We start from the raw sequence: 26,586 nt of genomic DNA on the forward strand, positions 1-26,586 counted from the left end.
ACCCGCCTTGTGTCAGAACGTCGCCCCCATCGCCGCGACCAGGTTGTCGTGGTCGGCCAGCACGTCGTATTCGTTGTCGCCGAGATAGCGGGTGTAACCGAGGCTGGCGAAATAGCGCCCGGACTTGCCCGCCACGCCCACCGTGACGACGCGGCGATGCGCGACCAGCGCACTGTCCACCGAGTAACCTCGCACGTCGTGGCCCCAGGCCAGGCTGGGCGAGACGGTGGCGCCGCCGACCGCGTAGTCGAGCTGCCCCTTCAGCCGGTAGCCCCACGCCACCCGGGTGAAGTAGCCCTCGTTCACGCACCCGTCCGGGTTCTGCACCGCCGCGCAGCTGCCGTCGAAACCCTGCGGCGAGTACCCCCAGGCGAAGCCGCGCCCGTAGCGCGCCACGCCCAGCGACGGAAGGTCCACGTGCTGCCAGGCGACCTCGCCGGCCAGCATGCCGCCCCGTGCCCCCCACAGCGGGCCGAGCGTGCGGGTGGCGTTGAACTGCAGCTGCACCTTGCGGAACCGGTCGTAGCCCTCGAGCAGGAAGCCGCCGGGCTGGCCAAGCGTGCGCGCGCCGATCGGGCCGCCGCTGGCGGTCAGCGCGCGGAACATGTCGGCGGTGTTCAGCTGCACCGGCAGGTCGTCGGCGAGGCTGGCCTCGGCACCGAACTTCCATTGCCGCCAACGCGTGGACGCGGACAGCCCGAACAGGCGGATGCCGCCCGGGTATTGCCACGATTCGGTGATCGTGGACAGGCGCGTGGACAGCTGCGCATAGACCGGCGGCACGCCGGCGGCGACCAGGCGCGCGGCCAGGCCGGGCTGGACCAGCGCGGCGTCGGGCGTGGTCGCGTCGAGGATCGGCGTGCGCGCGTTGTAGCGCATGAAGTAGGCGCCGAACTCGGTGCCGAGCGCGGCCGCGTCGTAACGCAGCGCCAGCCCGAACTGGCCGCCGTCCTTGCCGGGGATGTCGGTGCCGCGCGGCAGGTAGGCGCCCGCCGCGTTCATGAAACCGTCGCTGAGCCACCGCCCGGCCTCGGCATGGCCGGCGTTGATCGGGTAGTAGGCATTCGATTGCAGGCCGGCGCAGCCGGCGTCGATGCCGATGTCGGTGCCCGACCAGAACGTGCCGCACGGGTCGAGTTCGGCGGCACGCCACTTCCACTGCCAGAACCCCTCCACGCTCAACCCGTTGTCGAAGACGAAGCGATTCCAGACCATTTCCACCGGCAACTGCGCCTCGCTGGCGGCATCCGTGCCCGGCCGGCGCAGGGTCGTGTAGTCGAACGGGTTGGCCTGGTTGATGCCGGCGAAGAACAGCCCCTCGCCCCACTTGATGCGCTGCCGGCCGATGCGGGCGTCCCAACGCACCGACGCGCCGAGCGGGCGGCCGCCATGGACATAGGCGTCAAGCAGCATGACTCCGGAGAACCGGTTGGACGTGGAGAAGCCGCCGTCGCCGAGCGGCGCGTCCGGCCTGAACCCGTTGGCGACGTTGCCCTGCGGCACGTCGCCGTCCTTCTGCACCGCGTCGTACCAGGCGCGGCCGCTCACCGCCAGGCCGAGATCGCGCCAGCGCGCCTCGATGCGGCTGCTCAGCTTGAACAGGCCCGAGTAGGCGTCGCCGGCACCGTAGTTGAGGTTGCCGTCGTCGGAGGTGTCGCTGCCGTCGCCACCCTTGGGCACGCCATCGGAACGGAAACCCTTGCCGACCAGGTGGCGCGAGGCGCCGGTGGTGCGGATGCCGGCACCGGCCACGGCGCGGGCGGTCCAGGTCAGCTTGCCTTCGCCATCGGCGAAGTCGAATTCGGCCGCCTGCAGCGGCAGGCTCGCGAACAGGCAAAAGCACGGCACGGCGCCAAGCAGCGCACGGGAAGGGAACAGCGTCACAGCGGGGGACGTCCGACGTCGGGGGCCGGCGTTATACCACCCCGGTCCGCCCGCGGCACCCGTTGCAGCTGCAAGCATCCCGCCGCGCGGGGGCTCAAGTCCGCGCGCGCATGGCCGATCACCCGATATCGGGCGCATGGCCCGGTTCTTTCCCCGCCAGACCCCGCCTGCCATGTCCGACCGACGCGAATCTCCCCCCGGCACACGGCGCGGCCTGCGCCGGCTGTTGCCCTGGGGCAGCACGGGCGGGCCATCGGTGCATCCGCGCCACGGCGAGGCCGATGCACCGCCGGAGGCGGACTACCGGCCGCTGCTGGCGCCCAAGACTTCCCTGCCCGCCGACCCGGCGGCCGCCACCGCGCACCTGATCCGGCTGTTCGGCCACGTGCACAGCCCGGAGGCGCTGTTGCTCGCCTTCGCCGAGGGCCTGGCCAGCCTGCACGGCGAACTGCGCGACCTCGGCAAGCGCCTGCTCGCCGCCTACGCGGCCGCCGACTGGCCCGGCTATGGCCGCGCCATGCGCCAGCTGATCGACAAGTACATCCGCACCATCGACATCGCCGACTCGCTGGCCGATGGCCGCACCGAGGCCGAGCAGCTGCGCGACCTGCTGCGCCATGCGCTCGGCAACGCGATGGTGATCCTGCTGCAACGCACGCCGCAGCTCGCGCGCGAGGCCGACACCCTCGCCGCGGCGCTGCGCCACTGGCGTCCCGGGCACGAGCTGGTGACGCTGGAGCACCGCCTGCGCGAGCTGACCCACCAGATCGGCCTGCGCGTGGACGACGCCGCCGAGCAGCAGAACATGCTGCTTGGCCTGTTCGACCTGCTGCTGGAGAACGTCGGCGAACTGCTCGACGACCGCAGCTGGCTGCAGGGCCAGATCGGCGCGGTGCGCGAACTGATCGCCGGGCCGCTCGACAACGGCGCCATCGAACAGGCGCGCGGCCGCCTGCGCGAGGTGATCTACAAGCAGGGGCTGCTCAAGCAGGGCATCGCCGACTCCAAGCAGGCGATGCGCGAGATGATGGTGTCCTTCGTCGAGCGCCTGGACGGCATGGCGGCCAGCACCGGGCAGTACCACGAGCGCGTCGCCGGCTACTCGCAGGCGATCGGCCAGGCGCGCAGCATCGCCGACCTCAACCGCCTGCTGCAGGAAGTGCTGCAGGACACCGCGACGATGCAGGCGCAGGCGCTGGGCGCGCGCGACGACCTGCGCCTGGCGCAACGCCGCGTCGAGGAAGCCGAGCAGCGCATCGCCACGCTGGAGCGCGAACTGAAGGACGTCGCGGTCCTGGTGCGCGAGGACCCGTTGACCGGCGCGCTCAACCGGCGCGGTTTCGACGACCTGTTCCGGCGCGAAGCGGCGCGCATCCGGCAAGGCGGCCAGCCGCTGTGCGTAGCCCTGCTGGACGTGGACGACTTCCGCCACGTCAACCGGACCCACGGCCACGCCGGCGGCGATGCCGCATTGAAACACCTGGTGGAGGTGGCCCGCACCGTACTGCGCGCCACCGACGCGATCGCCCGCCTGGGCGGCGAGGAATTCGTACTGCTGCTGCCGGACGCCACCATCTTCGAGGCCGCCGCCGCGGTGGGCCGGCTGCAGCGCGCCCTGTTGCAGCGCTCGCTGGTGCACGACGACGTGCTCGTGATGCTCACCTTCAGCGCCGGCGTGGCCATGAGCCGCCCCCACGAAACCCAGGACGAACTCCTGAAGCGCGCGGACCACGCGATGTACGAGGCCAAGCGGGCTGGCAAGAATCGGGTCGTGAGTGCGGATTAGGGAGATTGGGCGTTTGAGTCGCGCTGAACGCGATGTTTGCGCAGCCTGGGCCTAATGGTGTGCGCGCCAGCCGGATCAAGAACGGCTGAGCCAACGACTGCAATCGTTGCTGTTGCTGTCGATTCTGCGTTGGGCTGGGCAACGCTTCCTCGCGCGGCGGCGCGCCAACCTCCACGGCCTACGAATATCACTGCGGCGCGGCCCCTCCGAAGCGGCGGAGACAATGGGAAAAACCCGAAGGGCGGCGCACATGGGCTCGCCGGAAAAGGCGAAGCACTGCTTCGCCCGGCGGGCGGGCATTCGCCGCGCGGCGAATGCCCCGGACTCGTCCGCGTAGCGGACGAGTGCGCCGTTTTCGGCCACGGCAGGATGCCGCGTCCGAAAATCCCATTGGCTCCGCGGACCCGCAGCAAAGCTGCGGGCGCGCAGGCGGGGTGTGCTTGATCAGCCATGACCAGCCATTCGGCTGTTGTAAAGCGCTTCGGCTGCTGTGAAGCGCTTCTTTGGGTTACTTTTCTTTACGCGGCACATCCTTGTGCCGCGCCCTTCGGGCCGGCTTCGCCGTGCGGCGCGGCTCCTGCGGCGCGCGTGCACAAGCAAAGAAAAGTGACTCGCCGTAAGGCGAAAGCTTTGGCCTTTATTGCCAAAGGCCCCAAAAGCAAAGTCCCTGGATGATCAGCCGTTCGGCTGCTGAACAGCGCTTCCCGCCTTCGCGGGAATGACGGTAGATAGATGGCAGAGAACGGACTGATAGCGTGAAAGACAAAGACGCCGGATCTTCGATCCCGGCCATCGGGCATAGCCCGATGGCGCTCCGTGCCGCGCGAGCCAGTGGTTCGCAAGCAGCGGCCCTTCGTCCCCGCCTTCGCGGGGACGACGACAACACGGATTCAATGCTCCCCAGAACGCCCCCGGACCTTCTGCACCAGCATCACCCCCCCCAGCACGATCGTCCCCGCGACCAGCCCCGCCACCAGATTGCCCAGGTTCGAGACCAGCACCCCGACCGCCCCCGGCGGCGCGATGGCCTCCACCAGGTGGTGCACCACCGGAATGTTGTGCACCAGGATGCCGCCGCCGACCAGGAACATCGCCAGCGTCCCCACCACCGACAACGTCTTCATCAACCACGGCGCCGCCGCCAGGATGCCGCGCCCCAGCGCCGCCGCTGCCCCGCCCTTGCGCGACAGCCACAGGCCCAGGTCGTCCAGCTTCACGATCCCGCCGACCAATCCATAGACGCCGACGGTCATCGCCAGCGCGATCAGCACCAGCACCAGCACCTGGTTCAGGAACGGCTGCGGCGTGCCCGCGGTCATCACCCCCAGCGACAGCACGATGATCTCCGCCGACAGGATGAAGTCGGTGCGCACCGCCCCCTTGATCTTGTCCTTCTCCAGCGCGACCAGGTCCACGCTCTCGTCGGCCAGCGCCTGGCGCTGGCGGGCATGCGCCCGCTCGTCCTCCTCCTTGGAGTGCAGCAGCTTGTGCGCCAGCTTCTCCACGCCCTCGTAACAGAGGAAGGCGCCGCCGATCATCATCAGCCACGGGATCGCCGCCGGCAGCCAGGCGCTGATCGCCAGCGCGGCCGGCACCAGGATCGCCTTGTTGACCAGCGAACCCTTGGCCACCGCCCATACCACCGGCAGTTCGCGGTCGGCCCGCACGCCGGTGACCTGCTGCGCGTTCAGCGCCAGGTCGTCGCCGAGCACGCCCGCGGTCTTCTTCGCGGCGACCTTGGTCATCACCGAGACGTCGTCGAGCAACGTGGCGATATCGTCAAGCAGGGTCAACAGGCTGGCACCGGCCATGCGCGGCTTCCGTTCGAGGGGATCCAGCCCGGATTCTCGCCGATCGCGCGCGCCCGTGGCATCCCCGCCGCGCCAGTTCACCGCGCCACCACCGGCGCCCGGCCACACTCCTGTCTCTTCCACCCCGTGGAGGCGATCTTGACCGCACCATCCGACCTTCCCCGCAACGGGGCCGAGCACGGCGCCGTCGTCGGCGGGATGAGCCGTCGCACGCAGATCCTGCGCCTGCTGCTGCGCTACCGGAACTCCGGCGTGTTCTCCGGCATGAAGCTCGAACCCGGGATCGAGCACGAAGTGCCGGCCGACGGCACGCCGGAGCAGTTCGTGCGCGACCTGGAAGCGCTGGGGCCGACCTTCGTCAAGCTCGGGCAGATGCTGTCCACGCGCCCGGACATCGTGCCGCCGGAGTTCGCCACCGCGCTGGAGCGCATGCAGGAACAGCTCGCGCCGGTGCCGGTCGAGCGCATCCGCGCCACGTTCGAGGAGGAACTCGGCGTCTCGGTCAGCCGCGCCTTCGTCGAGTTCGACGAACGCCCGGTCGGCAGCGCTTCGCTGGCGCAGGTGCATCGCGCGGTGCTGCGCAGCGGCATCGAGGTCGCGGTGAAGGTGCAAAAACCCGAGGTCGCCGCGCAGGTGCGTTCGGACCTGGAGGTGCTGCGCAGCTTCGCCAGCGCCGCCGACCGGTTCACCGGCATCGGCCGGCGCGTGCACTTCGGCGACTGGCTGGGCGAGTTCGCCAAGACCCTGCTGGCCGAACTCAACTACCAGATCGAGGCGGAGAACCTGGTGCGCTTCGGACAGCACCTGCTGCCCTTCCCGGAGCTGTGGATCCCGCAGCCGGTCTGGGACTTCACCAGCCGCCGCGTGCTGACGCTGGCGTTCGTGCAGGGCGTGCGCGTGGACGCGATCTCCGGCTTGCGCCGCACCGAGCAGCCGATGGCGCCGCTCGCCAGCGCGCTGATCCGCGGCTATCTCGACCAGATGTTCGTGCACGGCGAGATCCATGCCGATCCGCATCCGGGCAACCTGCGCGTCACCCCCGACGGGCGCCTGGCGATCTTCGACCTGGGCATGGTCGCGCACGTGCCGCCGCGCCTGCGCGAGCGCCTGCTCAAGCTGCTGTTCGCCGCGGTGGACGGACGCGGCGAGGAAGTGGCCGACGAGACCATCGCGCTGAGCACGCGGCTGGAGGACTACGACGAAGAGCGCTACCTGCGCGAGGTCGGCCAGATGATCGCGCGCTACGCCGCGCACGCGGCCACGACCGAAGGCCAGGTGGTGCTCGAGCTGGTGCGCATCGCCACCGCGACCGGGCTGCGCACGCCGCCCGAGCTGAGCCTGCTCGGCAAGACGCTGCTCAACCTGGAAGCGGTCTGCCGCGCGCTCTCGCCGGAGCTGGACATCCGCTCGGTCGTCGAGAAGCACCTGCAGCACGTCATGCGCGCGCGCCTGAAGAAGTCCCTGTCCGCCGCCAACCTCGCCAGCGAGGCGATGGAGGTGCAAGCGTTGCTGCGCGAGGGCCCGCGCCGCGTGACCGACATCCTCTCGCTGCTCGCCGAGAACCGCCTGCAGATGCGGGTGACCGGGCTGGAGGAATCGCGCCTGATGGAGAACCTGCAGAAGATCGCCAACCGGATCGCCGCCGGCGTGGTCACCGCCGCGCTGATCCTGGCGTCCGTCCAGATGATGCGGATCGAGACCGGATTCAGGCTGTGGGGCTATCCGGCCTTCGCGCTGGTGCTGTTCGTGCTCGCGGTGGCGCTGGGGCTCGGGCTGGTGGGGAGCGCGCTGCTGTTCGACCGGCGCGCGCGGGCGCGCGAGGAGCGCGGCCACCGCTGAGGCCGGTCCGTCCGGCTTGCCCGCACGGGCAAGCCGATTTGTTGCGTCCGTGTCAACGCGCCAACAAACATTTCAGTCAGGTTCGCCGCGGCATATTCCGTCATACGGCGGTCATGCAATCGTGCTTGGCGCCGATGGACCTGGCGAGTGTTGCGGGATTGCGGGCTTGCCACCCTTTTCACCGGGAGCAGGCCCCATGTCGTGGATTCTCGCGCTGTCGCTGCTGTTGCTGTTCTGGTTGCTGCTCGCCTCGCCGCGGCCGGCCTGGATCAAGGCGGGCCTGTTGTCGTTGCTGCTGTTGGCGTTGAGCGCGTGGAGCCTGATCGACCGGCTCAGCGGCGACGGCATCAACGCCGCCACGCTCTACCACCTGCGCTCGGACATGGAGGGCGCGGGCGTCGGCGATTTCCGCGGCTACATCGCGGTGTTCCTGGCGATGGCGCTGCTCTCGCTGCTGCCGTTGGCGCTGGTGAAGGTGAAGCGGTGGCGCTGGCGACGCTTCGGCGCGGCCGCTTCGGCGGGATTCGCCATGGCGTTCGTGGCGGCCCTGGTCGCCAGCCCGCTCTACGCCGACGGCAAGCGCCTGTGGTACCAACTGCGCCCGGTCGACTACGCCCGCATCGCGCCGGAGTACGAAGTGCCGCAGCGGCCGCTGCAGCAGCGCAGGAACATCGTCTGGATCTATGGCGAGAGCCTGGAGCGCACCTACTTCGACGAGAAGACCTTTCCGGGCCTGATGCCCAACCTGCGGCGCCTGGCCGGCGAGGGCCTGGATTTCCGCGACATCGCCTCCCCGGACGGCAGCGGCTGGACCATCGCCGGCCTGGTCGCCTCGATGTGCGGCGTGCCCCTGACCACCGCGCCGGGCGACGAGAACAGCATGGACCGCATGGGCCGCTTCCTCCCGGAGGCCCGGTGCCTGGGCGACTACCTGCGCACGCAGGGCTATCGCAACGAGTTCGTCGGCGGCGCCAACGCCGCCTTCGCCGGCAAGGGCCAGTTCCTCGCCAGCCACGGCTTCGACGTGGTGCGCGACGTGGCCTACTTCCAGCAGAAGGGCATCGCCCGAAAGCATTTCTCGGCCTGGGGCGCGCACGACGACGTGATGCTCGAGGAAGCCTGGGACAGCTTCCAGCGCCTGTCGCGCGCCGGCCAGCCGTTCATGCTGACCGCACTGACGATGGACACGCACCATCCGGCCGGGCACCTGCCGCTGGCGTGCAAGGGCCAGCACTACGACAGCGACCTCGGCCGCATCGGCATGCTGGACGCGCTCAAGTGCAGCGATCGCCTGATCGGCGAGTTCGTCGAGCGCGTGCGCTCCAGTCCCTACGGCAAGGACACGCTGATCGTGATCGCCTCCGACCACCTGGCGATGCCGAACGATCTCAGCGACGTGCTGGCCCGCGAGAAGCGCGAGAACCTGCTGCTGTTCCTGGGCGAGGGGATCGAGCCGCGGCAGATCGCCGCCAAGGCCGGCAGCACGCTCGATTCCGGCGCGACCCTGCTGCAGCTGCTGGACCCGGGTTTCCAGGCGCTCGGCTTCGGACGCTCGCTGCTGGCGGACCACGCCGCGCCCAGCGCCAGCGCCGCCGCGATGCGCGAACACGGCAAGGATTACCCGCGCTACCTGGCCTTCGCGCGCACGCTGTGGACCGGCGGCGACACCCACAGGCTGCGCATCGACGACAGCGGCCAGGTGCTGGTCGGCGTGCAGCAGGTCAGGCCCCCGGTGCTGCTGGAGTACGACCGCAAGTGGAACCTGAAGTCGGTGTACCTGGAGAACACCTCGCGCAAGTTCGACAATGCGCGCCCCAAGAACACCTTCGCCTACGTGGACCGCTGCACCGCCTTCGAGGACGGCTCGGCCGACGGCGACTGGTGCGCGCTGCTGGTCAACCGCGAAGGCGGCATCAGGCTCTACCGCGACCCCGATCTCCGCCAGGGCATCGCGGTGGACGCGCCGCTGGACGGCAAGCTGCAAGGCCCGCCCCCGCGCGTGCGCCAGCCGATCATGCTCACCCGCGAGAGCCGCAAGACGCTGCCAGGCCAGTACGTCCTCGACATGTACGCCAAGCGCCTGCCTTCGCGGCCGTTCTGGGTCGAGGCGGTCGCCTCGGGACGCAACGTGGTGCTCGCCCAGCAATGGGTACAGCCCGACGCCGACGGCCGCATCCGCATCCCGCTGGGCGTGGACCACGAAGTCGACGACCTGGAAATCCGCGCCTGGCTGGACTACACCGAAGCCGTGACCCCCGACGACGTGGCCCTGGCGCTGGTACGCACCGCGCGGGGCGGCAAGCGGTCGTGACGGCCGGAAGCGGACAGTAGCGGCGCTCTGTTGCTGTTGCACGAGATGGGCAACATCTCCTCGCGCGGCGGCGCGCCAACCTCCATGGCCTACGAATGTCACTGCGGCGCGGCCCCTCCGAAGCGGCGGAGACAATGGGAAAACCCGAAGGGCGGCGCACAGGGGCTCGCCGGAAAAGGCGAAGCACTGCTTCGCCCCGGCGGGCGGGCATTCGCCGCGCGGCGAATGCCCCGGGCTCGTCCGCGTAGCGGACGAGTGCGCCGTTTTCGGCCGCGGCAGGATGCCGCGTCCGAAAATCCCATTGGCTTCGCGGACCCGCAGCAAAGCTGCGGGCGCGCAGGCGGGGTGTGCTTGATCAGCCATGACCAGCCATTCGGCTGTTGCGAAGCGCTTCGGCTGCTGTGAAGCGCTTCTTTTGGTTACGTTTCTTTACGCGGCACATCCCTGTGCCGCGCCCTTCGGGCGGCTTCGCCGTGCGGCGCTGTTCCTGCAGCGCGCGTGCACAAGCAAAGAAAAGTGACTCGCCGCAAGGCGAAATCCATTGCTTCCTGAAAAAAAGCAAAGCAAAAGCAACGTCCCTGGATCCCCGCCTTCGCGGGGATGACGATAGAGAGATGGCGTAAATCGGATGGATGGCGAAGAAGTTACTGGATGATCAGTCGTTCAGCTGCCGAAAAGCGCCTCCCGCCTTCGGGGGGATGATGGTAGAGAGATTCCGCAAAACAGTGAGATTGCGTGGGCTGGACAGATAACGTCAAAGACGCTGGATCTCCGACTCCCGGCCATCAGGCATGGCCCGATGGCGCCCAGCGCCGCGCGGACGACTGGCCCGCAAGCAGCAGCCCTTCGCACCGCTCACACCACCCAGCTCACTTCTCCCCAACCACCCCATCGTCAACCCGATGGATCCGCACGTCCTGCGGCGACTGCAACGCGATCCCCTCCTCGGCCATCCGCCGCAACAACGCGAAGAACAGCTGGCTGCGCACCCCGTACGCCTCGCGCGGACTGCCCACGTAGACGAAACTGTTGAAGTTCGCCATCCCGTTGGCCAGCGAATCGATGAACACCGACGGTGCCGGCTCGCTCAATGTCCGCTCGTGCGCCGCATAGATCTCCAGCAGCAGCGAGCGCACCCGTTCCATGTCCTCGCCCAGCGGCACCGAGAACTGCAGCTGCACCCGCCCGAGCGGATTGGACAGCGTCATGTTGCGCACGCTCTTGGTGATCAGCTCCGAGTTCGGCACGATCAGCGTCGAGCGATCGCCGACCTGGATCTCCGTGGCGCGCACGTTGATCTTGCGCACGTCGCCCTCCTGGTCGCCGATGCGCACCCAGTCGCCGATCTTCACCGGCCGTTCCGCCAGCAGGATCAAACCCGAGATGAAGTTCTGGGTGATCGCCTGCAGGCCGAAGCCGATGCCCACCGACAGCGCGCTCACCACCAGGGCCAGCTGGCCCACGCCCACGCCCAGCGCCGTGAGCGTCCACAGGCCCACCGCCACCCACCCCACGTAGCGCGCCACGGTGCTCACCGAATTGCGCGAGCCCGCTTCCAGCTCGGTCTTCGGCAGGTAGGTGTGCACCAGCCAGTGCTGCACCATGTGCACGATCCACAGGCCCACCGCCAGCACCAGCGCGGCCCGGCCGAGCTTGACCGGGGTCAAGGTGAACTCGCCGATCGTCAGCCCGTGCGCCAGCACGTCCAGCCAACCGGTGAACACCGCCAGGTTGGTCCCGTACGGCGCCACCAGCGCCATCAGGCTGGCCAGCACCAGCACCACTCGCAGCACCGCCGACAGCAGCACGCCGGCCTGCTCCAGCCGTCCGCTGCCCACGCCCAGCGCATGCGACAGCGCGCGGCTGAAACGACCGTCCGGCTTGAACAGCCATGTCGCCAGGTCGTCCACGAAGGCCATCAGCAGGCCGGCGAAACCCACCACCACCGCCACCCAGATCACCTGGCTGACCAGCAGCAGCGCCAGATTGAGATAGCCGAACAAAGCGGCGGCCAGCGCGGCGATCACCACCAGGTGGCCGAGCAGGCGCACCAGCACGATCACGCCGCTGCGGCGGCTGGTGACCGGCACAGGCCCTTCCTTCCCTTCCGTCCCGGCCTGCGTCGCCGCCGACGAACGCGCCAGGCTCGACAGCGCCGACAGGATCAAGCCGACGTACAGCAGCGCGGCCACGCCTTCGATCGCCACCGTCAGTGCGGTGCCGGTACGGGCCGAGCGATTGAGTTCCAGCGCCAGCGTGCTGGCCCATGCCAGCAGCGCGGTGGCATGGCAATACCAGCGCAACCGCCGCGCGATGTCGTCGTCGAGCGGGAACAGCCGCCACGACGGGGTTTCCGGCATCAGCAGGCTGGTGCTGAGCGAGCTGATGAACGCGGCGATGAAGCTCGCCACCACGAAGGCGTCGGCCATGTCCGACAGCGATTCCGGCACCGCGTCGATCGCATGCAGGCATTGCACCAGCACCAGTGCGGCCAGGCCCAGCGTCATCGTGCCGACGGTCAGGAACCACAGCGCCAGGCCGGACCGGCGCAGTCGCCCGCCGGGCGCGCGCGAGGCCGCATAGCGACGGCCCAGGTGGCGCAGGAACAGCCGCAGCGGCAACACCAGCACCAGCGCGATCGCCAGGCCGGTGATCAACAGCCCGTAGCCGCGCGCGGCCACCGCGTCCTGCCCGGTGCGGACCGCCTGCGCGTACAACCGCAGCAGCTTGCCCCAGTCGTCCGGGAAGTTCCGCGCCAGCTGGCTCCACAACGCCGGCGACAACGGCGAGGCCACGCGCGTGGACAGGCGCTCGCCGAACTGCTGCGCATGCGCGCGCTCGATGTCGTCGAGAGCCTGCTGCGCCTCGGTGGCCACCAGGTTGGCGCGCTTCAGGGCCGAATCCAGCGCGCTCTGCTGGCTGGCCAGGTCCTTGCGCTCCCGCGCGATATCGGGGGCTTCCTTGACGCCTTCCGGTACCGGGCCGAGCTGGGTCAGCCGCGCCTTGATCTGGTCGAGCTGCGGCGCGATCGCCTGGGCAGCGGCCTGCGCATCGCGCTGCGCCGCCAGCGTGCGCGCGGAGAGCTCGCCGAAGTCGTCCTCCTTGGCACCGTTCTCCAGCTTGGCGCGAACGTCGTCGAGCGCCTTTCCCGCGCCATCGAGCAGCGCCTGCGGGTCGTCCTGCGACGGCTCCGGCTGGGCCTGCGCGGCGGCCAGCCACAGGCCCAGCAGCAAGCCCAACAAAAGGCGGGTCAACAGAGAACGGAACCGGATGCGGGGCACGGGCGGGACGTCGGGAAGCGCGGACCACCGCGCGTGGCGCGCACTATATGCCAGCCCGCCGGAACGGCGCGACGACGCGCCCGGCTCAGTAGTGCAGGTTGAACTCCGGCACCTGCGGGCGCACCGCGGCGTACAGCGCCTGGAACTCCTCCTCGTTCAGCTCGTCCGGCGCATAGACCGCGACCGGCTCCCATTCGCGGTCGGTCGGCAACGGCGTGCGCGGCCCCGCGCGCAACGAATAGCTCACGCCCTCGTGATCGATCAGTTCCGGCGCATCCTCGCGTCGCTCGCGGCTGAAACGCGTGCCGCCATGCAACAGGATCAGCTGGATCATGCCCATACCTCCGACCTGAAAGATGCATGCAGGTTAACGCGGTGCCCGAGCTTTGTGGGAGACGGCGGCACCACGGGCATCCGCTCCGGGACCGCAGTTCCTTCCGCAGGAGGAAGGCTTCTCCCGGGAAAGGAACTCGCACGCGCACGGCTGCAGCCGTGCGGCATCCCGATCATGAGAGGCCAAGATGCCGGCAGCACCGCGCCTGCGCGGTACTTCTGCTGCGCGTGGAAACAGTTGGCCAGCGCCTCCATGTCGCAGCGCGTCACCGCTGCGTGCAGGTGCGCGATCGCGCGCTCGATGTCCGCGACCGAAACCGCGCGGCTCCCCCGCAGGATCTCGGGATGGCCCGTCGCGCCCGGGCCGCCTCCGCGGAACATCGCATCGCGATGGAGGCCGGCGCGAGCCAACAAAAAAGCCGGACTCCCGGGTATCGCGGGTCGTCCGGCCTCTTTCGTGCCGCAGGGACTTCGATGGCGCGCCCGGAGGGATTCGAACCCCCGACCAATGGCTTCGGAAGCCACTACTCTATCCGGCTGAGCTACGGGCGCGTGGCCGGCCATTATGCCAGAACCTGGCCCGCGCGGGCCATGCATCCAGCGAACCGCCGCCCGGCGCACCCCGCCGTGCCCGATGGAGCCCTCGACCGCCGCGCCGTGGCCGCTTCGGGCATGGGCTGCTACGCTTTCGCGATGGCTTACGAACGTTTCGAAACCGCTCCGCCGCCGCAACCGTACTGGCGGGACCGGCTCGGGCTCTACTGGAAGCTGGTCCGCGGCGACCGCCCCATCGGCAGCCTGCTGTTGCTGTGGCCCACCTGGTGGGCGCTTTGGCTGGCCTCCGGCGGCGTGCCATCGCTCTGGACGCTGTTCGTGTTCACCGCCGGCGTCTGGCTCACCCGTTCGGCCGGCTGCGTGATCAACGACTACGCCGACCGCTGGCTCGATCCGCACGTCGAGCGCACCCGGCAGCGCCCCCTGGCGACCGGCGCGGTGTCCGGGCGCGAGGCGCTGGTGGTGTTCGCGGTATTGATGCTGGTCGCGTTCGGGCTGGTGCTCACGCTGAACCGGCTCACCGTGCTGTTGAGCGTGGTCGGCCTGTTCCTCGCCGCCACCTATCCGTATCTCAAGCGCTACACGTACCTGCCCCAGGTCTACCTAGGCATGGCGTTCGGCTGGGGCATCCCGATGGCGTTCGCCGCGGTACAGGGCGAGGTGCCGGTGGTCGGCTGGCTGTTGTACCTGGCCAACATCCTGTGGTCCACCGCTTACGACACCTGGTACGCGATGGTCGACCGCGACGACGACATCAAGATGGGCTCCAAGTCCACGGCCATCCTGTTCGGCGACCTGGACCTGGTCGCGCAGGGCGTGCTCTACGCGTTGACGTTCGCGGCCGTGGCGCTGGTCGGCCAGCGCATGCAGCTCAACCTGTACTTCTGGATCGGCCTGCTGGTCGCGATCGCCCTGGTGGCCTACGAGTTCGTCATTGCCCGCCGGCGCGAACGCGGCCCCTGCTTCCGCGCCTTCCTGCACAACAACTGGGTCGGTGCCGCGCTGTTTGCCGGTATCGCCGTGGCACTCGCGACGGCCTGACGCCGCCCCCGTTCGACCGAAGCCGCAACGGCCCCGGCCGCAGGAGCCGCGCTCTTGCAGGAAGGACATCGGTCCCGACCAGGCCGCACCGGCAAGGCATCGAACGCGGATGAAACCGCCCCGATCCGATCACGGCACCCGCGCACAGACCCAGGCATCCACGCGCTGCACACCCGCCTTGCGCAGCGCGCGCGCAGCCGCATGCAAGGTGGCGCCGGTCGTCATCACATCGTCCACCAGCGCCACGTGGTCCGGCAGCGCCGCCTGCACCCCGAACGCGCCGCGCACGTTGCGCGCGCGTGCGCCGGAACCCAGTTCCGATTGCGGCCGCGTCGCGCGGATCCGCACCAGCGCCGGCACGCAGGGCAGGTCGAGCGCACGCCCCAATGGCCGCGCCAGTTCCAGCGCCTGGTCGTAACCGCGCTGGCGCAACCGGGCCACATGCAGGCTCAACGGCACCAGGGCTTGCGGCCGCGGCGCCTGCCGGCAGCGCTCGGCCAGCAACTGCGCCAGCAATCGCCCGGCCGCGAGATCCTGGTGGAACTTGAAGCGCCGCAGCAGGCCATCGACCGGCCAGCCATAAAGGAACGCCGCCGTCGTGGCCTCCAACGGCGGCGGCGCGCGTTGGCAGCCGCCGCACGCGGTCGTCCCCTGCTCCGCCGGTCCCAGCGGCAACGCACAGCGCGGGCAGGCGGCCTGCAGCCAAGGCATCGCGGCCAGGCAGGCCGCACAGGCGTCCTGCCCTGCCATGCCGGCCTCGCCGCAGACCAGGCAATGCGTCGGCATCCAGGCCGCGATCCGGCGAGCGAGCCAACCGTAAACCAACCACACCTCCGCCAGGTTGACAGACATTCCCGTGCCCACCAGACTGCCGCGCTTCCGAGCCGCTTTCTGTCAGGAAACCCCGATGTCCGCTGTCATCCGCCACGACTGGCAAGCCCAGGAACTGCATGCGCTGTTCGACCTGCCCCTGACCGAACTGCTGTTCCGCGCCGCGGCGGTGCATCGCGAACACTTCGACCCGGCCGAAGTGCAGGTTTCCACGCTCCTGTCGGTGAAGACCGGCGGCTGTCCCGAGGATTGCGCCTACTGCCCGCAGGCCCAGCGTTACGCCACCGGCGTCGACGCGCAGAAACTGATGGACACCGAAGCCGTGGTCGCCAAGGCCCGCCAGGCCAAGGCCGCCGGCGCCTCGCGCTTCTGCATGGGCGCCGCCTGGCGCTCGCCCAAGGATCGCGACATCCCCAAGGTGGCGGCGATGATCGCCGAAGTGAAGTCGCTAGGCCTGGAGACCTGCGCCACCCTGGGCATGCTCACGGCCGGGCAGGCCCAGGCGCTCAAGGATGCCGGCCTGGACTACTACAACCACAACCTCGACACCTCGCCGGACTTCTACGACTCGATCATCCACACCCGCCAGTACCAGGACCGCCTGGACACGCTCGGACACGTGCGCGAGGCCGGCCTGAAGACCTGCTGCGGCGGCATCGTCGGCATGGGCGAGACGCGCGAACACCGCGTCGGCCTGCTGCTGGCGCTGGCCAACCTCCCCGCACATCCCGATTCGGTGCCGATCAACCGCCTCGTACAGGTCGCCGGCACCCCACTGCACGGCACCGCCGAACTGGATCCGTTCGAGTTCGTGCGCATGATCGCCGTCGCCCGCATCGCGATGCCCAAGTCGATGGTCCGCCTCTCGGCCGGCCGCGAAACGATGAGCGACGAACTGCAAGCCTTGTGCTTCCTGGCCGGCGCCAACTCGATCTTCTACGGGGAAAAGCTGCTGACCACCGGCAACCCCGACACCGAACGCGACATGGCCCTGTTCCAGCGCCTGGGCCTGCGCCCCATGCAGGTGACCGTCGACGCGGATCACCACGATCATCCCGGCACCGTGCATGCGGATATTACCTGTCCGACGGAGTGCGGAAAGGCAGCTTAGCCGGCGCCTTGGTTCGTGGAATCGCATGGATTCCGACGCTCCATGTGCCCATGATCACGCCGGACAGCGCATCATCGTGATGCCACGATGGAGCTGCACATCGCCACGACTGACGTGGATCGACCTCACAAATGTCCATTCGGCGCTGGTTCGTCGCCACCGATCAGCATCGGCTCGGGCCAGCGCGATCTTTCGCCCGTCTCATTGGTTGCATCGAACAATTCCGCGGGCCAATGCGGCATTCGACAGGTCTTGAAAATCAGCCAGCGCCAAGCCGTCATGATCGTCAGCACTGTGTAATAAAAGGGAGCCAGAACGTAGCGCAATCGCGCTGCTCCCTCGCCCAGCATCAGCATCTTCCAGCGCCAGCAATTCCGCCAGCTGGGCCGGACCGACAGATCGATTCTGGGGGCCACACCACACGCGGCCAGCGCGTCCGCCCCCCCCTGCATGTAGGTGCAGATGAACGACCACAGCGAGCGCACCCGCTCCTCGCCATTAGCTTCGAAATACTGACCCACCGCGAACATATGCACGATGCGGTCTCCTTCTAGCACCGCACCCCGCAAGTCGTACAGAAAGTCCATGCGCTCGCCACGGCCGATGAACCAGTACACCTCGTCGAACGGCACAGAAAGCACCCCACCCTTGCCATTATGGCGAAACACATGCACCTGCTTCCGGACACGGTCGAACCGCACCGGATAATAGACGTACGCAAACAGCTCACGCCCCAGACCACGGCGCCACAAACTGGTCAGGATGAGGGCAAACACCGCTGTCATTATTGAAACCATCGTAAGCAACGTGCCGGCACTATGCAGCCCCTGCCTGTTGAGCCCCCACACCACGCTGACGACATACATAAAAGCGCCAACGATTATTGACGAACAGGCCAGCGCAAAAAGGGTCACCACGCTTCCACGCATGCGAAAAGCGCGATCAATGAACTCTGCGAACGTGCCGTTGAGCTTGACCAGGCTTAACTGCTCATCCAGCCCTGCACACCGCACATCGGCACTGGTCAACGCGGCCTTCCGCTCCTGCTGCGTCAATGGACGCTGGGTATCGAACGGCTCAAGCCACCCCGTGAACATCGCTTGTTCCTGTCGGTTGCTAATGCATACATCTCGCCCCATGACATCTCTCATCCCACCAATGGCCAGCCCCGCCTAGGCAGGACAAGATTCTTGCTAAGAGTCCGCAACCATCCCAACCTTCCGGTTGCCACGCGACTCAGCGTCAATCTCCATCGGCCATCTGACCTCGGGCGCAACACGCATCGCGATATAGTGACCGATTCCAGAAGGAATAAACAACCAGAATCCTGCCACAAAGATCGGAATATTTACCAGCCAGTCCCATATACTCATACGCGAACGTACTTTGCGCCCTTCCTCCGTCGGGTCGAGAAATCGGATGTGCTCGAATAGGCTACGCCGGAACGAAATTCCCTGTGGGCGTGGCGCATACTGTGGAACCTCGTTAATTCCGCATTTCATATAGGCCTGGCAATACGCCCACGTATTATATAGCTCCGCTGTTGTTGGCATATTTCCTTTAAGTTCAAAACGATCCACGACTTCATTCGTACCCTGTTTGCAACTCACCAACCATAACGAGAATCGCTGTATGTATGCCTTACCACTGTATCCGGCCTGCCGGTGTATTTCCGCATGCAATGTGTCCCAATCGAAGACCTTGATAGAAACTGGGTACCTAGAGAAAATATTCCAATGTGAATTATGCTCGTATACGTAAACCTTCCGGCTAATCCGATTAAAACGAACTGGGCGATCTTGAGAAATATTCAAATCCACTCTCGCAAGATATATAATTACCCAAGAAAATCCGACCATCATTAAGGAGCACAGGATGAATGGGATAATTACATCCGACTCCAATGGAAAAAACCCACTGTACATGTAAAGAGCAAACACGAGAAAAGAAAAACCAAGTGCCGAAAACAATAATCCAAGTCCACGCATTAATGTGGATGTTCTAGATAGCTCCAAATAAACGTCATTCATTGCATTAACGTCATCATGTACCAGTTTAGGCACACCAGCAGACGCTCCACCTTTCGGAAGATCCTCATACCAATGCGGATGCCCTGGTATCCATTTCGAACTATTTTTTGTCATCATCAATCTTCATCTGTCAGTTCAAAGCTGACCAACGCACTTTCATCAGCATAATCCAGCCAATAATCCAACTTCAGACGAGCACATCTTGCTAACCCAAGATAAAAAAATGGAATTAGCTATTATCGTGAAGGGCTTAAAACGACGGCCAATCCTATAGCCGATGAACAGAATAATGCCAACCAAAGAAAATAATTTGACAAGTAGAAAATGGATTATCAAATGCGTTACCGCCCATTAAGGTCTCGAGTGCGGCGAGGATAATAAGGGCGATAAATACCCCTATCCCTCCCGACAACAGCGAAATTTTCAACACGCTCTTCCAATGGGCCTTGCTTCCTGTCGAGACATGCGGATAAAGCACAATGATTCGCTCCTTCGGATCCAATACTGCAAATCCAGTATAGCGGCCATCATTTGTTGGCTCGGCCACGACCTGTATTTCATCTCCCTCCTTGAACGGCCAATTCCACAGCAACGCGTCCACATGCTTGCCGTCTAGGTCAAAGCTTGCCTTGGTTACTGGCTCACTCATTTCCTCCACGGACATTGCCGTCATGCCTGCAGCCATGCCACTGAGCCCCATCGCGGCGGCCAGCGTGCCGGTAGCCGCCATGCCCTCGCGATCACCCGCACGAAAAAACACTTCGGCCGTGATGTTCTCCACCTTCAGGTTACGGATCGTGCCGCTGAGTAGCAGAGTATCTGGCTTACCAATTTTCGTCATCAGTCGCGGCCATCGGCCAATCAACGGTCTTGGATCACGGCGAAGGTGAGGTCTGATCCTGTGACCACAGCCAGAACGTATCGCCGTAGTCACTATCTTCGATCCTCGGAAACACCTCGCCCTGCCTGAAGTAACGGCAGGAGCCGAGCTTGGCGGGCGTGTACCACCAACCGCTTTGCGGGCACGGATTGCCGGCAGGCACGCGCCCGACTCGCGACGAGGCAGCCGCGTCCTGAAGCAGGTCAGCCAGTGGATCATCCACAAACTCGCCGGGCACGCGCTCTACCAGAACCCATTGCGTGGGTTCGCGGCTCACTCTCTCTGCATGGTCCCAGGATCGTAGCCGACGTTGGCCTTGTCCGCGGGCTCGCCCACGATAAGGAATTGCGCGCAACTATCCTCGATTAAGGGCAGATAGATCCCCGTATGTGGGACCGGGTCATCGGTCATGACCGTGATCTCCGTGTTCAGGCGGTACTTCGGCCACTGCTTGAGATCGGGTAACGGGCCACGAGAGTCGGCATTGTATCGGACCGTCAAGGCGCCCTTATTCCAGTACGCGCCAGCCGTCCTCCAGATGGGATCGGCAAGCCGATCTGCGTAGTACAGCAACTCGTAATATTTATCTCCCCCCCTCACCTCGACTTCGTCGAACCATGCCGTCGAGAACTCTCGTTGCCCCCGCACGTCGTTGACCACCCGATGTGCCGCATTAAGCGCGCTGGCATCACCATGGGAAAGTCTGATGTAGGCATCGAACAGACCCAGCATCGTATCCCGGAAGTTCCTGATGACCAGCTCTCCCCAAACGATATCTGGTTGCAACGGCTGCGGGCGGTTGCGATAGTCGGCTGGCAAATTTCGCATGAACCTGCCCAAACATTCATCACAATGTTTGACCATTGTTTCCCATGCATCCCGCATCAACCCAAAGTATTCCAGTGAGCTGTAGCGTTCGAGTAGATAAATCTCCTGTGGGATCAAAGGTGTTGACATGCTCACATCGCCTTCTTGGTAGGTTGTGTCTATGCCACTGTGCTGCTTGCAACCAGACGATGAGTGGCAGGTCAATGTTCATGATCAGGGCAAGGGGAAGTCTAATCCTATGACCACAACGATTTCCGCTGCTATACAGCGCTTACGATAGCCGAGCCGGATCAAAGTTCATAACACGCTCTAATCCAGCGAACTCAATCAGCGACTCAAACGCGCTCCGGTGGTCTCTCCCAGGTTGATCAAGCGTCAATCTTTGATCGCAAGATCCTTCAGCCGATAGCGCCAACTCGGGACTCCACAAGTCGTGCGTAGTACAGTGGAGCGAGCGATTGAACAATTCAAAATCGCAAAAATTGAATTAAAATCGATGAGCCAATAAACCCTGGAATGGCCCCCCAAGAATATGCCATATACACCGACCAAGCTCATCCGAATCATCATCACAACGATCGTAATTATATTCTTCACCAGATGGGTCTATCACTATCTCGCTCGGTGTCGGGGCTGGGAATCCCCATCGAAACGGCTACTGGCCATAAGCCCTATCATTCTTGCTTTCGCCTTCATGTTCAGCGGCTTCTACATGGTGCTGACAAAGTAACGAGACGGCATGGAGCCAGTCGTTCCGATCACTTCGTCATTCGCGCTCATCCACTGAGGCTGCGGTACAGCCCCCTCCCAGAATGGTCCTGTGCTGCTGTGGAGTCAGCTCGAACCAAGGCCCACCGTCCCTCTACTCCGCCAGCAAGATTGATAGCCGGAATTTCCGACTTCGCTCATGCCCCCTATCCTGCCCTGTCAAATTATTGCCTGAGGCGGTGTGATTTCGGCCAGTCGCTCCACCTCCTCGTCGCTCAACGCCGGGCCACCCAAGGTAGTCAGCACCGCCTCGGGGAAGGCAGGCAGATCGCGCCCTTTACGTGGCTTACGCAGCTTCTCTCCATGCTGGATCGCGGGGCCGCCTTCCTCCATGTAACGGCGGATATGCTCATATAGCTGCCAGAGCTTTTCGTCTTCGTACCACCCCAAGTAGCCAATCGGCTCCTTGACCAGCAAGTTCCTCGGATTATCTGGAGTTGGCGCCCAAAGTTCCAGCCGATATGAATCACGCAGAGTCGAACCCATGTACTGTACGAATTTGTAGCTGCGTACTTGTATTGAATCCCAAGGCACTGTAACCGGTGAACTGAATCCAGGCATCACCCAGAACTTCCAAAAAGAATGAAACCGCACTTGCGAAAAAACTACCTTACGAGATTTTCTATCAATTAAAATAGGTTGATCTTTTGGAAGTAAATATGCCAATTTAATTAGATTAAATGACATCATAAAAACAATGAAACCCATTGGAAATATAACCGTCCAAGTAAACAGCTCGTCAACTCCTGTTTTAAAAATTCCGGCGCCCAAGAGAAATAAGGAAAATGCCGCCAGCAACAATCCACCAAAGCCAACATCTCCCCGCTCCACGCTCGCGCCCATAACTCCGCCAATGCTGATCGCGTCTGGGTACACCGTCAGTAACGATTCGCAGGTACTCGCCCTCTCATGTACAGGCTGAGTCTTGTCCATTGGTGCAACGCGATGTGGCGAGCCGCCAAGAATAGTCTTACGTTGCTGCGGAGTCAGTTCAAACCATGGTTCGTCACCTTCCCATTCTGGCAACAAGACGCGATATGCAGGGTTCTTGATCTCGCTCATCATTCCTCAATCATTTAAAATTTGCTGCACCAATACATTGCGCGCCTCCACCGACTCATTCAGATCGGCAAGCACCATCTCTGCCTGGGCACTCCGGAATCGCGTACCATCCACTTCAACCGAGATCAGTACCGCATCCTTGTCGTTCTCCTCCAACTTCACTTCATCTAGTCCGGGCAGTCGGACCAGTTGCTGGCCCACGCCGTTGAGGTAGCTGTACACAATAGTGGACACCCCGTCGGTGCCAGCCAACGTCAGCGTCAAGCCATAGTGCAGCCTCGTACGAAATGCTTTCGGAATCCACAATCGAACTTCTGCGACCTTCCACAGAATTCGCTGTTCCTCTCCGAAGGGCGACCAACCTTCGGCTGCGGCTCCCGAGGCCCCAAGTGTCTTGATCCATTGGGTTGAATAACCCAATTCAACCCTGATGCCCAACAGTAGTTTGTTCAGCTCTTCCTGCTCGCGCTGCGGACTTCCCCACTGCTTGCTAGGATCGACTGCGCCCCAAATGCATTTGGCTGCCCATTCCTCTGCCGGTGTGTCCTGTAACAACAAAGCGACATAGCCCACTAATAGGCCAGCCCCCACCAGAATCAGACCCCAACCTGTCCATGAGAGACCTAACGCCCCTGCCGAGGCTGCCGATGTCCCTCCCGCAAAAGTCGCACTAGCTCCCATCCAAGCTGCATAAGAAGCCCCTAGAAGAATTATCGTCTGAACAGCGTAAAGGGCAGATGCATCATAATCGCGCACTTCATATCTCGAAAGAACAGCAAGCGCAGCTGTCCCCGCCTCCACCACCACAGCTGCAGCTGAAATCCTACCCGCCGCAAGCTTCAGATAACGTGCTCGACCAACTTCTGCAGCAAGGCCACGAGTCTTCTCGACTTCCTTGTAAATGGACTCACCAATTTCCAGCGTCGCTGCTACCAAACCCATGCCGGAGCCGACTAGTCCCGCATAAGCGACTTGCCGCTCCTGCTCGGTACCATAAGTCAGCTGCTCCGGCAGCTTCGCCAATGAGATTGCTTGCAGCACTGCCGCTGCCGCATTGAACGCGGGAGAGCCGCTACGCAAGGCGTCGGCAGTGGCCTTGCCCCAGAGCTTGACATCGTCGGCAACCTGGCCGCCCACACGCCAGACCGTCACCATTTGCCTGCCCAGAGATTCAGGCATTTGCAGCGCCATGGAAAGCGAGCCTGCCAGTACCAGGCTCTTCACCTTGCCCGTCTGATTTTCCACGACACGCTGTACATTGGCGGTTGCCTGCCGCGTACTTTCAGCAGCCTGCTCGCTGGCTGACATACGCACGCGCCTGTCAGCGGTACGCCAGTAAGCCAACGCTAGATCGAAGCGGATCTGTGCAGTAAAGACCTTGTCCGGTTTGACGGTGTCCGCAATGCTGGCCAACAACCGTTCGAACTTCTCCACTGCCCCCTGAGAAATCTGTTTGCGTTTCATCAAACCAAGCAAGACTCCGCCAGAGACCGTGGCCAGCGGGTTGGCAATGCCGTCCAACACCCTCTTCAATACAGGCGCAGCGGCGACGGTCTTGTCGAAAAAGGGAAAGGACTTGACCAGACGTTGGTCCCGCTGGAGTTGAGCCGGGTCTGCCACCTTCGCCGCCTCCTCAAACACCTTCAGCAAGTTCTTGACCTGCTTGGTGGTCGACTTGGCGGTGAACGTCTTGAAGAAGGCATCCTGGTTTCCCAGCATGGCCTGCGTCAGGATCGCATCGGCTTGTGCTGGATCTTCATGGACAAAACCGGCATACCACTCCAGACCGTTCTCCGTCATTGTGCCGCCATTGGTCACGTCACGAACGATGGAGGCAAAGTGCAATCCATCCATCGGAATCGTCCTTGCACAGTCGTGCATGGTCACCAGCTTGCGTGCATCCGATTGAATCCAGGCCTTGTGGTCCAGTTCGACCTTCGCCAGTTTTTTTTGATCCGCGTCCACCATATCCCGGTATTTCTTGATGAAATCCCGGAATGGGTACTTTCCATCCTTTCCGAGCTTGGCGAGCACCTTTTCCTTCATTCTCGCGGTGCTCTGATCCAGTCCACGATCACTCTGCAGCACGATCGTTCCGGTTTGGCTGTTTGCGTTTCCGTCGGGCATCCATTCACCGCGCGCGTCGATGGAGCCAGAAATCTGAAAGAATGTCCCAGGTGGAAGCTCCCCCGCTTTCATCATGCGATCGAATTCCTGCCTGCTTACCTTTTTGCCGGCCAACCCACTCTGCCGGAGGTTCGCCAGCGCTTGCTTGTGTGCTTCGTTGCGATGGTCGATCTCCTTCAACAACCCCTCAATGCTCATGGCCGTCTGCAGACGCCAGGGACGCTGCTCGCTCTCCTTCCCGTTCTCGAAGAGCCAATTCTTCGCGCTACTGCACTGCGTCATACGCGCGCTGGCGGTCTCCGCCGTCATGCCGACGGCATCTGGGACACTCACAATCTTCAATTGCTCGATCGTGTACTGCCCTTTGCAGGATTTGATGAGCGCTTGAGCCTGTGTCATCAGATCGGCAGCAGATTCCGGACGCACACCGCTCGTGCCGACCATGTCGCGCCCTATCGCCAGCGGCGCATATGGCGTATCCAGCAGGTGATTCGCTGGCGGGGACTGATCATAGTCTGCGACCAAGGTAAGTATATTGCGCTCACTCATTGCGATCGAACGTACGCAGGTGCTGCTGGCGGCGTCGATCATGGTCATCCGTGCATCACGTTTTGCCACGTTTGCCACATAGAACTCGCGGACAGGCTCGGACCAGGGGTGATCGCTATACGCCATCCAGACCTTGCCCGCGTTCTTGGGGTCAGGAATCACCATCAGCATTGCTGTCGCATAAGCAGCGGTGCGCTGACATGTGAAGGCGTCACCCGTTTTCTGGCCTGCCTGTTCAATTACTTGCAACGGATAAGGCGACAAGTAACCGCCATCGGACACTTGATAAGCTTGCCACCCTTTGGTTGCCTTGAGCTCGGCGGTGTGCGGGTTTTCGTAGAAAACCATGACGTAGCCGGCGCGTAACGTCCTCAGTACGTAACCACCAAAACTCAACTTTGGTCCAGCAACGTGCTTATCCAGCAATGGCTGACATGGTGCTTGTCGAGCCGCTGCATAGCCTGCATCCGCCAATCCGGGCCTGACCAGCAAGATCGGCAGACCGGCCTTGGCACAGGCAGGACAACCACCAGACTCGACCGCTGGCGTAGCGGCAGCGGCGTTGTTGGCATTGGATGAGTAAGATTTTTTTTGCCCGTCAGCCATATTGGACGTCCTTGCCTTGCTCGATATAAGTCAGATGGCGCTCTTGGAGCAGATCTTCGCGTATAGCATCCCACCCCTCCGGATCCGGGATCCGTTCCAACGCTTCGGAAAGCGTCTCAAACCCTTGACGAACTTGCGCGACGGCCGCTCGCACTTTGGGATGTGATGTCAAACGTGGATGTACTTGAAGCACATAGGCACCCAGGAGCGTAAGGTCCTGGCGATTCTGCAACCCCGTTTGACAAACCGAGGCCACCGCCCCCGTCACCTGATGCAGATAATCGGACGGCAACTGGTCAACAAACGTCCCCCAACCTCGTAGAAGATCCTGAGCGATCACCCCACGTTCCGCATGTTGCAGCTGTGCCGGGTCAAGACGTATTTCCTGCACATCGGCAAGAGAGTTTGGCACTCGAAAATTTTGCAGACGTGAGCGCCGATCGATGTTTATCCAGTCCATGAGCGGGCCAAGCAGGCTGATGCGCTGCTCCTCGCCAAGGATTGGCCACATCCATTCCAGCACGCGCCTGTCCGGCCAACGGAACAACTTGGCCTCCCTTGTCTTTGCAACCGAGGTGCGCATGCACGACGCCAGATGGCTTGCAAGTGACGCACCTTCTACTGCGTTGCCCGCCAAAAGCCATCCACCAATACAAAAACCTTCTTGCGCCTCCTCCTGACCCGATTGTTGCTCCTTGCAGGCCGCAATCACGCTGGCCTCCAGAAGGGCTACGTTGCGAGCCTCCAACTGGATCAAGCGCGGCTGCTGTTCGTCGCCGATGCCAGGGTGCCTGACCGGAAGCCGCCAGCTGGGAGCCGAGGCGACGGGTTCCCAGTCAATTGGGAAGGGCTCCCGTAGCAACGGATCGATCAGCAAGAATGCCTGTGTACCCGGATCCTGTTGCAGGTGCTGCCCAAGCTCTTTGATGATGATGTCGATCATGAGAGGCCCG

General features: G+C 64.0%; 19 protein-coding genes and 1 tRNA gene. 6 read left to right on the forward strand and 14 right to left on the reverse strand.

The genetic code is table 11. The features are described 5' to 3' along the window. Positions 1-12: 12 nt before the first annotated feature. Positions 13-1,884: a DUF1302 domain-containing protein gene (locus tag FD678_RS19480; protein ID WP_177497923.1), complete on the reverse strand. Its 1,872-nt coding sequence runs from the start codon at positions 1,882-1,884 to the stop codon at positions 13-15. 172 nt (positions 1,885-2,056) lie between these two features. Between FD678_RS19480 and FD678_RS19485 the strand changes: the two genes are divergently transcribed. Next, on the forward strand, positions 2,057-3,670 hold the full coding sequence (locus FD678_RS19485; protein ID WP_140727907.1) for a GGDEF domain-containing protein: 1,614 nt from the start codon (positions 2,057-2,059) through the stop codon (positions 3,668-3,670). 890 nt (positions 3,671-4,560) lie between these two features. On the opposite strand, the gene FD678_RS19490 is transcribed toward FD678_RS19485, so the two are convergent. Beyond that, positions 4,561-5,481: a DUF808 domain-containing protein gene (locus FD678_RS19490; protein ID WP_140727908.1), complete on the reverse strand. Its 921-nt coding sequence runs from the start codon at positions 5,479-5,481 to the stop codon at positions 4,561-4,563. Between the two features lie 138 nt (positions 5,482-5,619). Here FD678_RS19490 and FD678_RS19495 point away from each other — a divergent pair, with 138 nt between their 5' ends. From FD678_RS19495 to FD678_RS20340, 3 genes are all read left to right on the forward strand, one after another. Next, positions 5,620-7,320, forward strand: a complete 1,701-nt coding sequence (locus FD678_RS19495) for an ABC1 kinase family protein (RefSeq protein ID WP_218569869.1) — start codon at positions 5,620-5,622, stop codon at positions 7,318-7,320. Positions 7,321-7,516: 196 nt separating this feature from the next. Then, a complete protein-coding gene (locus tag FD678_RS19500; RefSeq protein ID WP_140727909.1) occupies positions 7,517-9,631 on the forward strand; it encodes a phosphoglycerol transferase I in 2,115 nt (704 codons plus the stop codon). Positions 9,632-9,992: 361 nt separating this feature from the next. Beyond that, positions 9,993-10,151 (forward strand): hypothetical protein, encoded by a 159-nt coding sequence (locus tag FD678_RS20340; RefSeq protein WP_177497926.1) that lies wholly within the window; start codon positions 9,993-9,995, stop codon positions 10,149-10,151. Positions 10,152-10,500: 349 nt separating this feature from the next. Here the strand turns inward: FD678_RS20340 and FD678_RS19505 are convergent, their stop codons facing one another. The 3 genes from FD678_RS19505 to FD678_RS19515 all read right to left on the reverse strand — a co-directional run bounded on the left by FD678_RS19505 (position 10,501) and on the right by FD678_RS19515 (position 13,797). Beyond that, positions 10,501-12,885, reverse strand: coding sequence for a DUF3772 domain-containing protein (locus FD678_RS19505; protein ID WP_140727910.1), 2,385 nt, complete (start codon positions 12,883-12,885; stop codon positions 10,501-10,503). A gap of 112 nt (positions 12,886-12,997) precedes the next feature. Continuing rightward, a complete protein-coding gene (locus FD678_RS19510; RefSeq protein ID WP_140727911.1) occupies positions 12,998-13,246 on the reverse strand; it encodes a hypothetical protein in 249 nt (82 codons plus the stop codon). 474 nt (positions 13,247-13,720) lie between these two features. Beyond that, positions 13,721-13,797 (reverse strand) — tRNA-Arg (locus tag FD678_RS19515). A 141-nt stretch (positions 13,798-13,938) separates the two neighbouring features. Between FD678_RS19515 and ubiA the strand changes: the two genes are divergently transcribed. Next, the gene (gene ubiA / locus FD678_RS19520; protein WP_140727912.1) at positions 13,939-14,841 is read left to right on the forward strand and encodes a 4-hydroxybenzoate octaprenyltransferase; all 903 of its coding nucleotides are present in this window, start codon (positions 13,939-13,941) and stop codon (positions 14,839-14,841) included. Between the two features lie 129 nt (positions 14,842-14,970). Here the strand turns inward: ubiA and FD678_RS19525 are convergent, their stop codons facing one another. Further along, positions 14,971-15,693: a ComF family protein gene (locus tag FD678_RS19525; RefSeq protein WP_140727913.1), complete on the reverse strand. Its 723-nt coding sequence runs from the start codon at positions 15,691-15,693 to the stop codon at positions 14,971-14,973. Positions 15,694-15,748: 55 nt separating this feature from the next. On the opposite strand from FD678_RS19525, the gene bioB reads away from it, so the two are divergent. After that, positions 15,749-16,783 carry a biotin synthase BioB gene (gene bioB / locus FD678_RS19530; protein WP_140727914.1) on the forward strand — a complete coding sequence of 345 codons (1,035 nt, stop codon included), beginning with the start codon at positions 15,749-15,751 and terminating at the stop codon, positions 16,781-16,783. A 125-nt stretch (positions 16,784-16,908) separates the two neighbouring features. Here bioB and FD678_RS19535 read toward each other — a convergent pair whose 3' ends face one another. From FD678_RS19535 to FD678_RS19565, 8 genes are all read right to left on the reverse strand, one after another. Further along, complete coding sequence (locus FD678_RS19535; protein WP_140727915.1) at positions 16,909-17,880, reverse strand: DUF6708 domain-containing protein; 972 nt, start codon at positions 17,878-17,880, stop codon at positions 16,909-16,911. A 96-nt stretch (positions 17,881-17,976) separates the two neighbouring features. Further along, positions 17,977-18,927 (reverse strand): DUF6708 domain-containing protein, encoded by a 951-nt coding sequence (locus tag FD678_RS19540; protein ID WP_140727916.1) that lies wholly within the window; start codon positions 18,925-18,927, stop codon positions 17,977-17,979. Positions 18,928-19,081: 154 nt separating this feature from the next. Then, entirely contained in the window at positions 19,082-19,654 is a 573-nt protein-coding gene (locus FD678_RS19545) for a putative type VI secretion system effector (RefSeq protein ID WP_140727917.1), read from the reverse strand. Between the two features lie 34 nt (positions 19,655-19,688). Further along, the gene (locus FD678_RS20490) at positions 19,689-19,970 is read right to left on the reverse strand and encodes a hypothetical protein (protein WP_218569870.1); all 282 of its coding nucleotides are present in this window, start codon (positions 19,968-19,970) and stop codon (positions 19,689-19,691) included. Continuing rightward, on the reverse strand, positions 19,967-20,650 hold the full coding sequence (locus FD678_RS19550; protein ID WP_218569871.1) for a hypothetical protein: 684 nt from the start codon (positions 20,648-20,650) through the stop codon (positions 19,967-19,969). Before FD678_RS19550 ends, FD678_RS20490 begins: the two co-directional genes overlap by 4 nt. Positions 20,651-21,448: 798 nt before the next feature. Next, positions 21,449-22,351: a hypothetical protein gene (locus FD678_RS19555; RefSeq protein WP_140727918.1), complete on the reverse strand. Its 903-nt coding sequence runs from the start codon at positions 22,349-22,351 to the stop codon at positions 21,449-21,451. A 6-nt stretch (positions 22,352-22,357) separates the two neighbouring features. After that, positions 22,358-25,633, reverse strand: a complete 3,276-nt coding sequence (locus FD678_RS20495; RefSeq protein ID WP_218569872.1) for a T6SS effector BTH_I2691 family protein — start codon at positions 25,631-25,633, stop codon at positions 22,358-22,360. Continuing rightward, positions 25,626-26,576: a DUF4123 domain-containing protein gene (locus tag FD678_RS19565; protein WP_140727919.1), complete on the reverse strand. Its 951-nt coding sequence runs from the start codon at positions 26,574-26,576 to the stop codon at positions 25,626-25,628. The genes FD678_RS20495 and FD678_RS19565 overlap by 8 nt, the downstream gene beginning before the upstream one ends. Positions 26,577-26,586: the final 10 nt, after the last annotated feature.

The sequence above is a fragment of the Pseudomonas sp. Hp2 genome (genome assembly GCF_006386585.1).
Classification (GTDB): domain Bacteria; phylum Pseudomonadota; class Gammaproteobacteria; order Xanthomonadales; family Xanthomonadaceae; genus Pseudomonas_S; species Pseudomonas_S boreopolis.

Bases quoted from the DNA above. Each gene is read 5' to 3' on its own strand.
- FD678_RS19485 (WP_140727907.1), top strand. From the start codon at position 2,057: ATGTCCGACCGACGCGAATCTCCCCCCGGCACACGGCGCGGCCTGCGC.
- FD678_RS19490 (WP_140727908.1), bottom strand. From the start codon at position 5,481: ATGGCCGGTGCCAGCCTGTTGACCCTGCTTGACGATATCGCCACGTTG.
- FD678_RS19500 (WP_140727909.1), top strand. From the start codon at position 7,517: ATGTCGTGGATTCTCGCGCTGTCGCTGCTGTTGCTGTTCTGGTTGCTG.
- FD678_RS20340 (WP_177497926.1), top strand. From the start codon at position 9,993: ATGACCAGCCATTCGGCTGTTGCGAAGCGCTTCGGCTGCTGTGAAGCG.
- FD678_RS19510 (WP_140727911.1), bottom strand. From the start codon at position 13,246: ATGATCCAGCTGATCCTGTTGCATGGCGGCACGCGTTTCAGCCGCGAG.
- ubiA (WP_140727912.1), top strand. From the start codon at position 13,939: ATGGCTTACGAACGTTTCGAAACCGCTCCGCCGCCGCAACCGTACTGG.
- FD678_RS19525 (WP_140727913.1), bottom strand. From the start codon at position 15,693: ATGTCTGTCAACCTGGCGGAGGTGTGGTTGGTTTACGGTTGGCTCGCT.
- bioB (WP_140727914.1), top strand. From the start codon at position 15,749: ATGTCCGCTGTCATCCGCCACGACTGGCAAGCCCAGGAACTGCATGCG.
- FD678_RS19535 (WP_140727915.1), bottom strand. From the start codon at position 17,880: ATGTTCACGGGGTGGCTTGAGCCGTTCGATACCCAGCGTCCATTGACG.
- FD678_RS19540 (WP_140727916.1), bottom strand. From the start codon at position 18,927: ATGACAAAAAATAGTTCGAAATGGATACCAGGGCATCCGCATTGGTAT.
- FD678_RS19545 (WP_140727917.1), bottom strand. From the start codon at position 19,654: ATGACGAAAATTGGTAAGCCAGATACTCTGCTACTCAGCGGCACGATC.
- FD678_RS19550 (WP_218569871.1), bottom strand. From the start codon at position 20,650: ATGTCAACACCTTTGATCCCACAGGAGATTTATCTACTCGAACGCTAC.
- FD678_RS19555 (WP_140727918.1), bottom strand. From the start codon at position 22,351: ATGAGCGAGATCAAGAACCCTGCATATCGCGTCTTGTTGCCAGAATGG.
- FD678_RS20495 (WP_218569872.1), bottom strand. From the start codon at position 25,633: ATGGCTGACGGGCAAAAAAAATCTTACTCATCCAATGCCAACAACGCC.
- FD678_RS19565 (WP_140727919.1), bottom strand. From the start codon at position 26,576: ATGATCGACATCATCATCAAAGAGCTTGGGCAGCACCTGCAACAGGAT.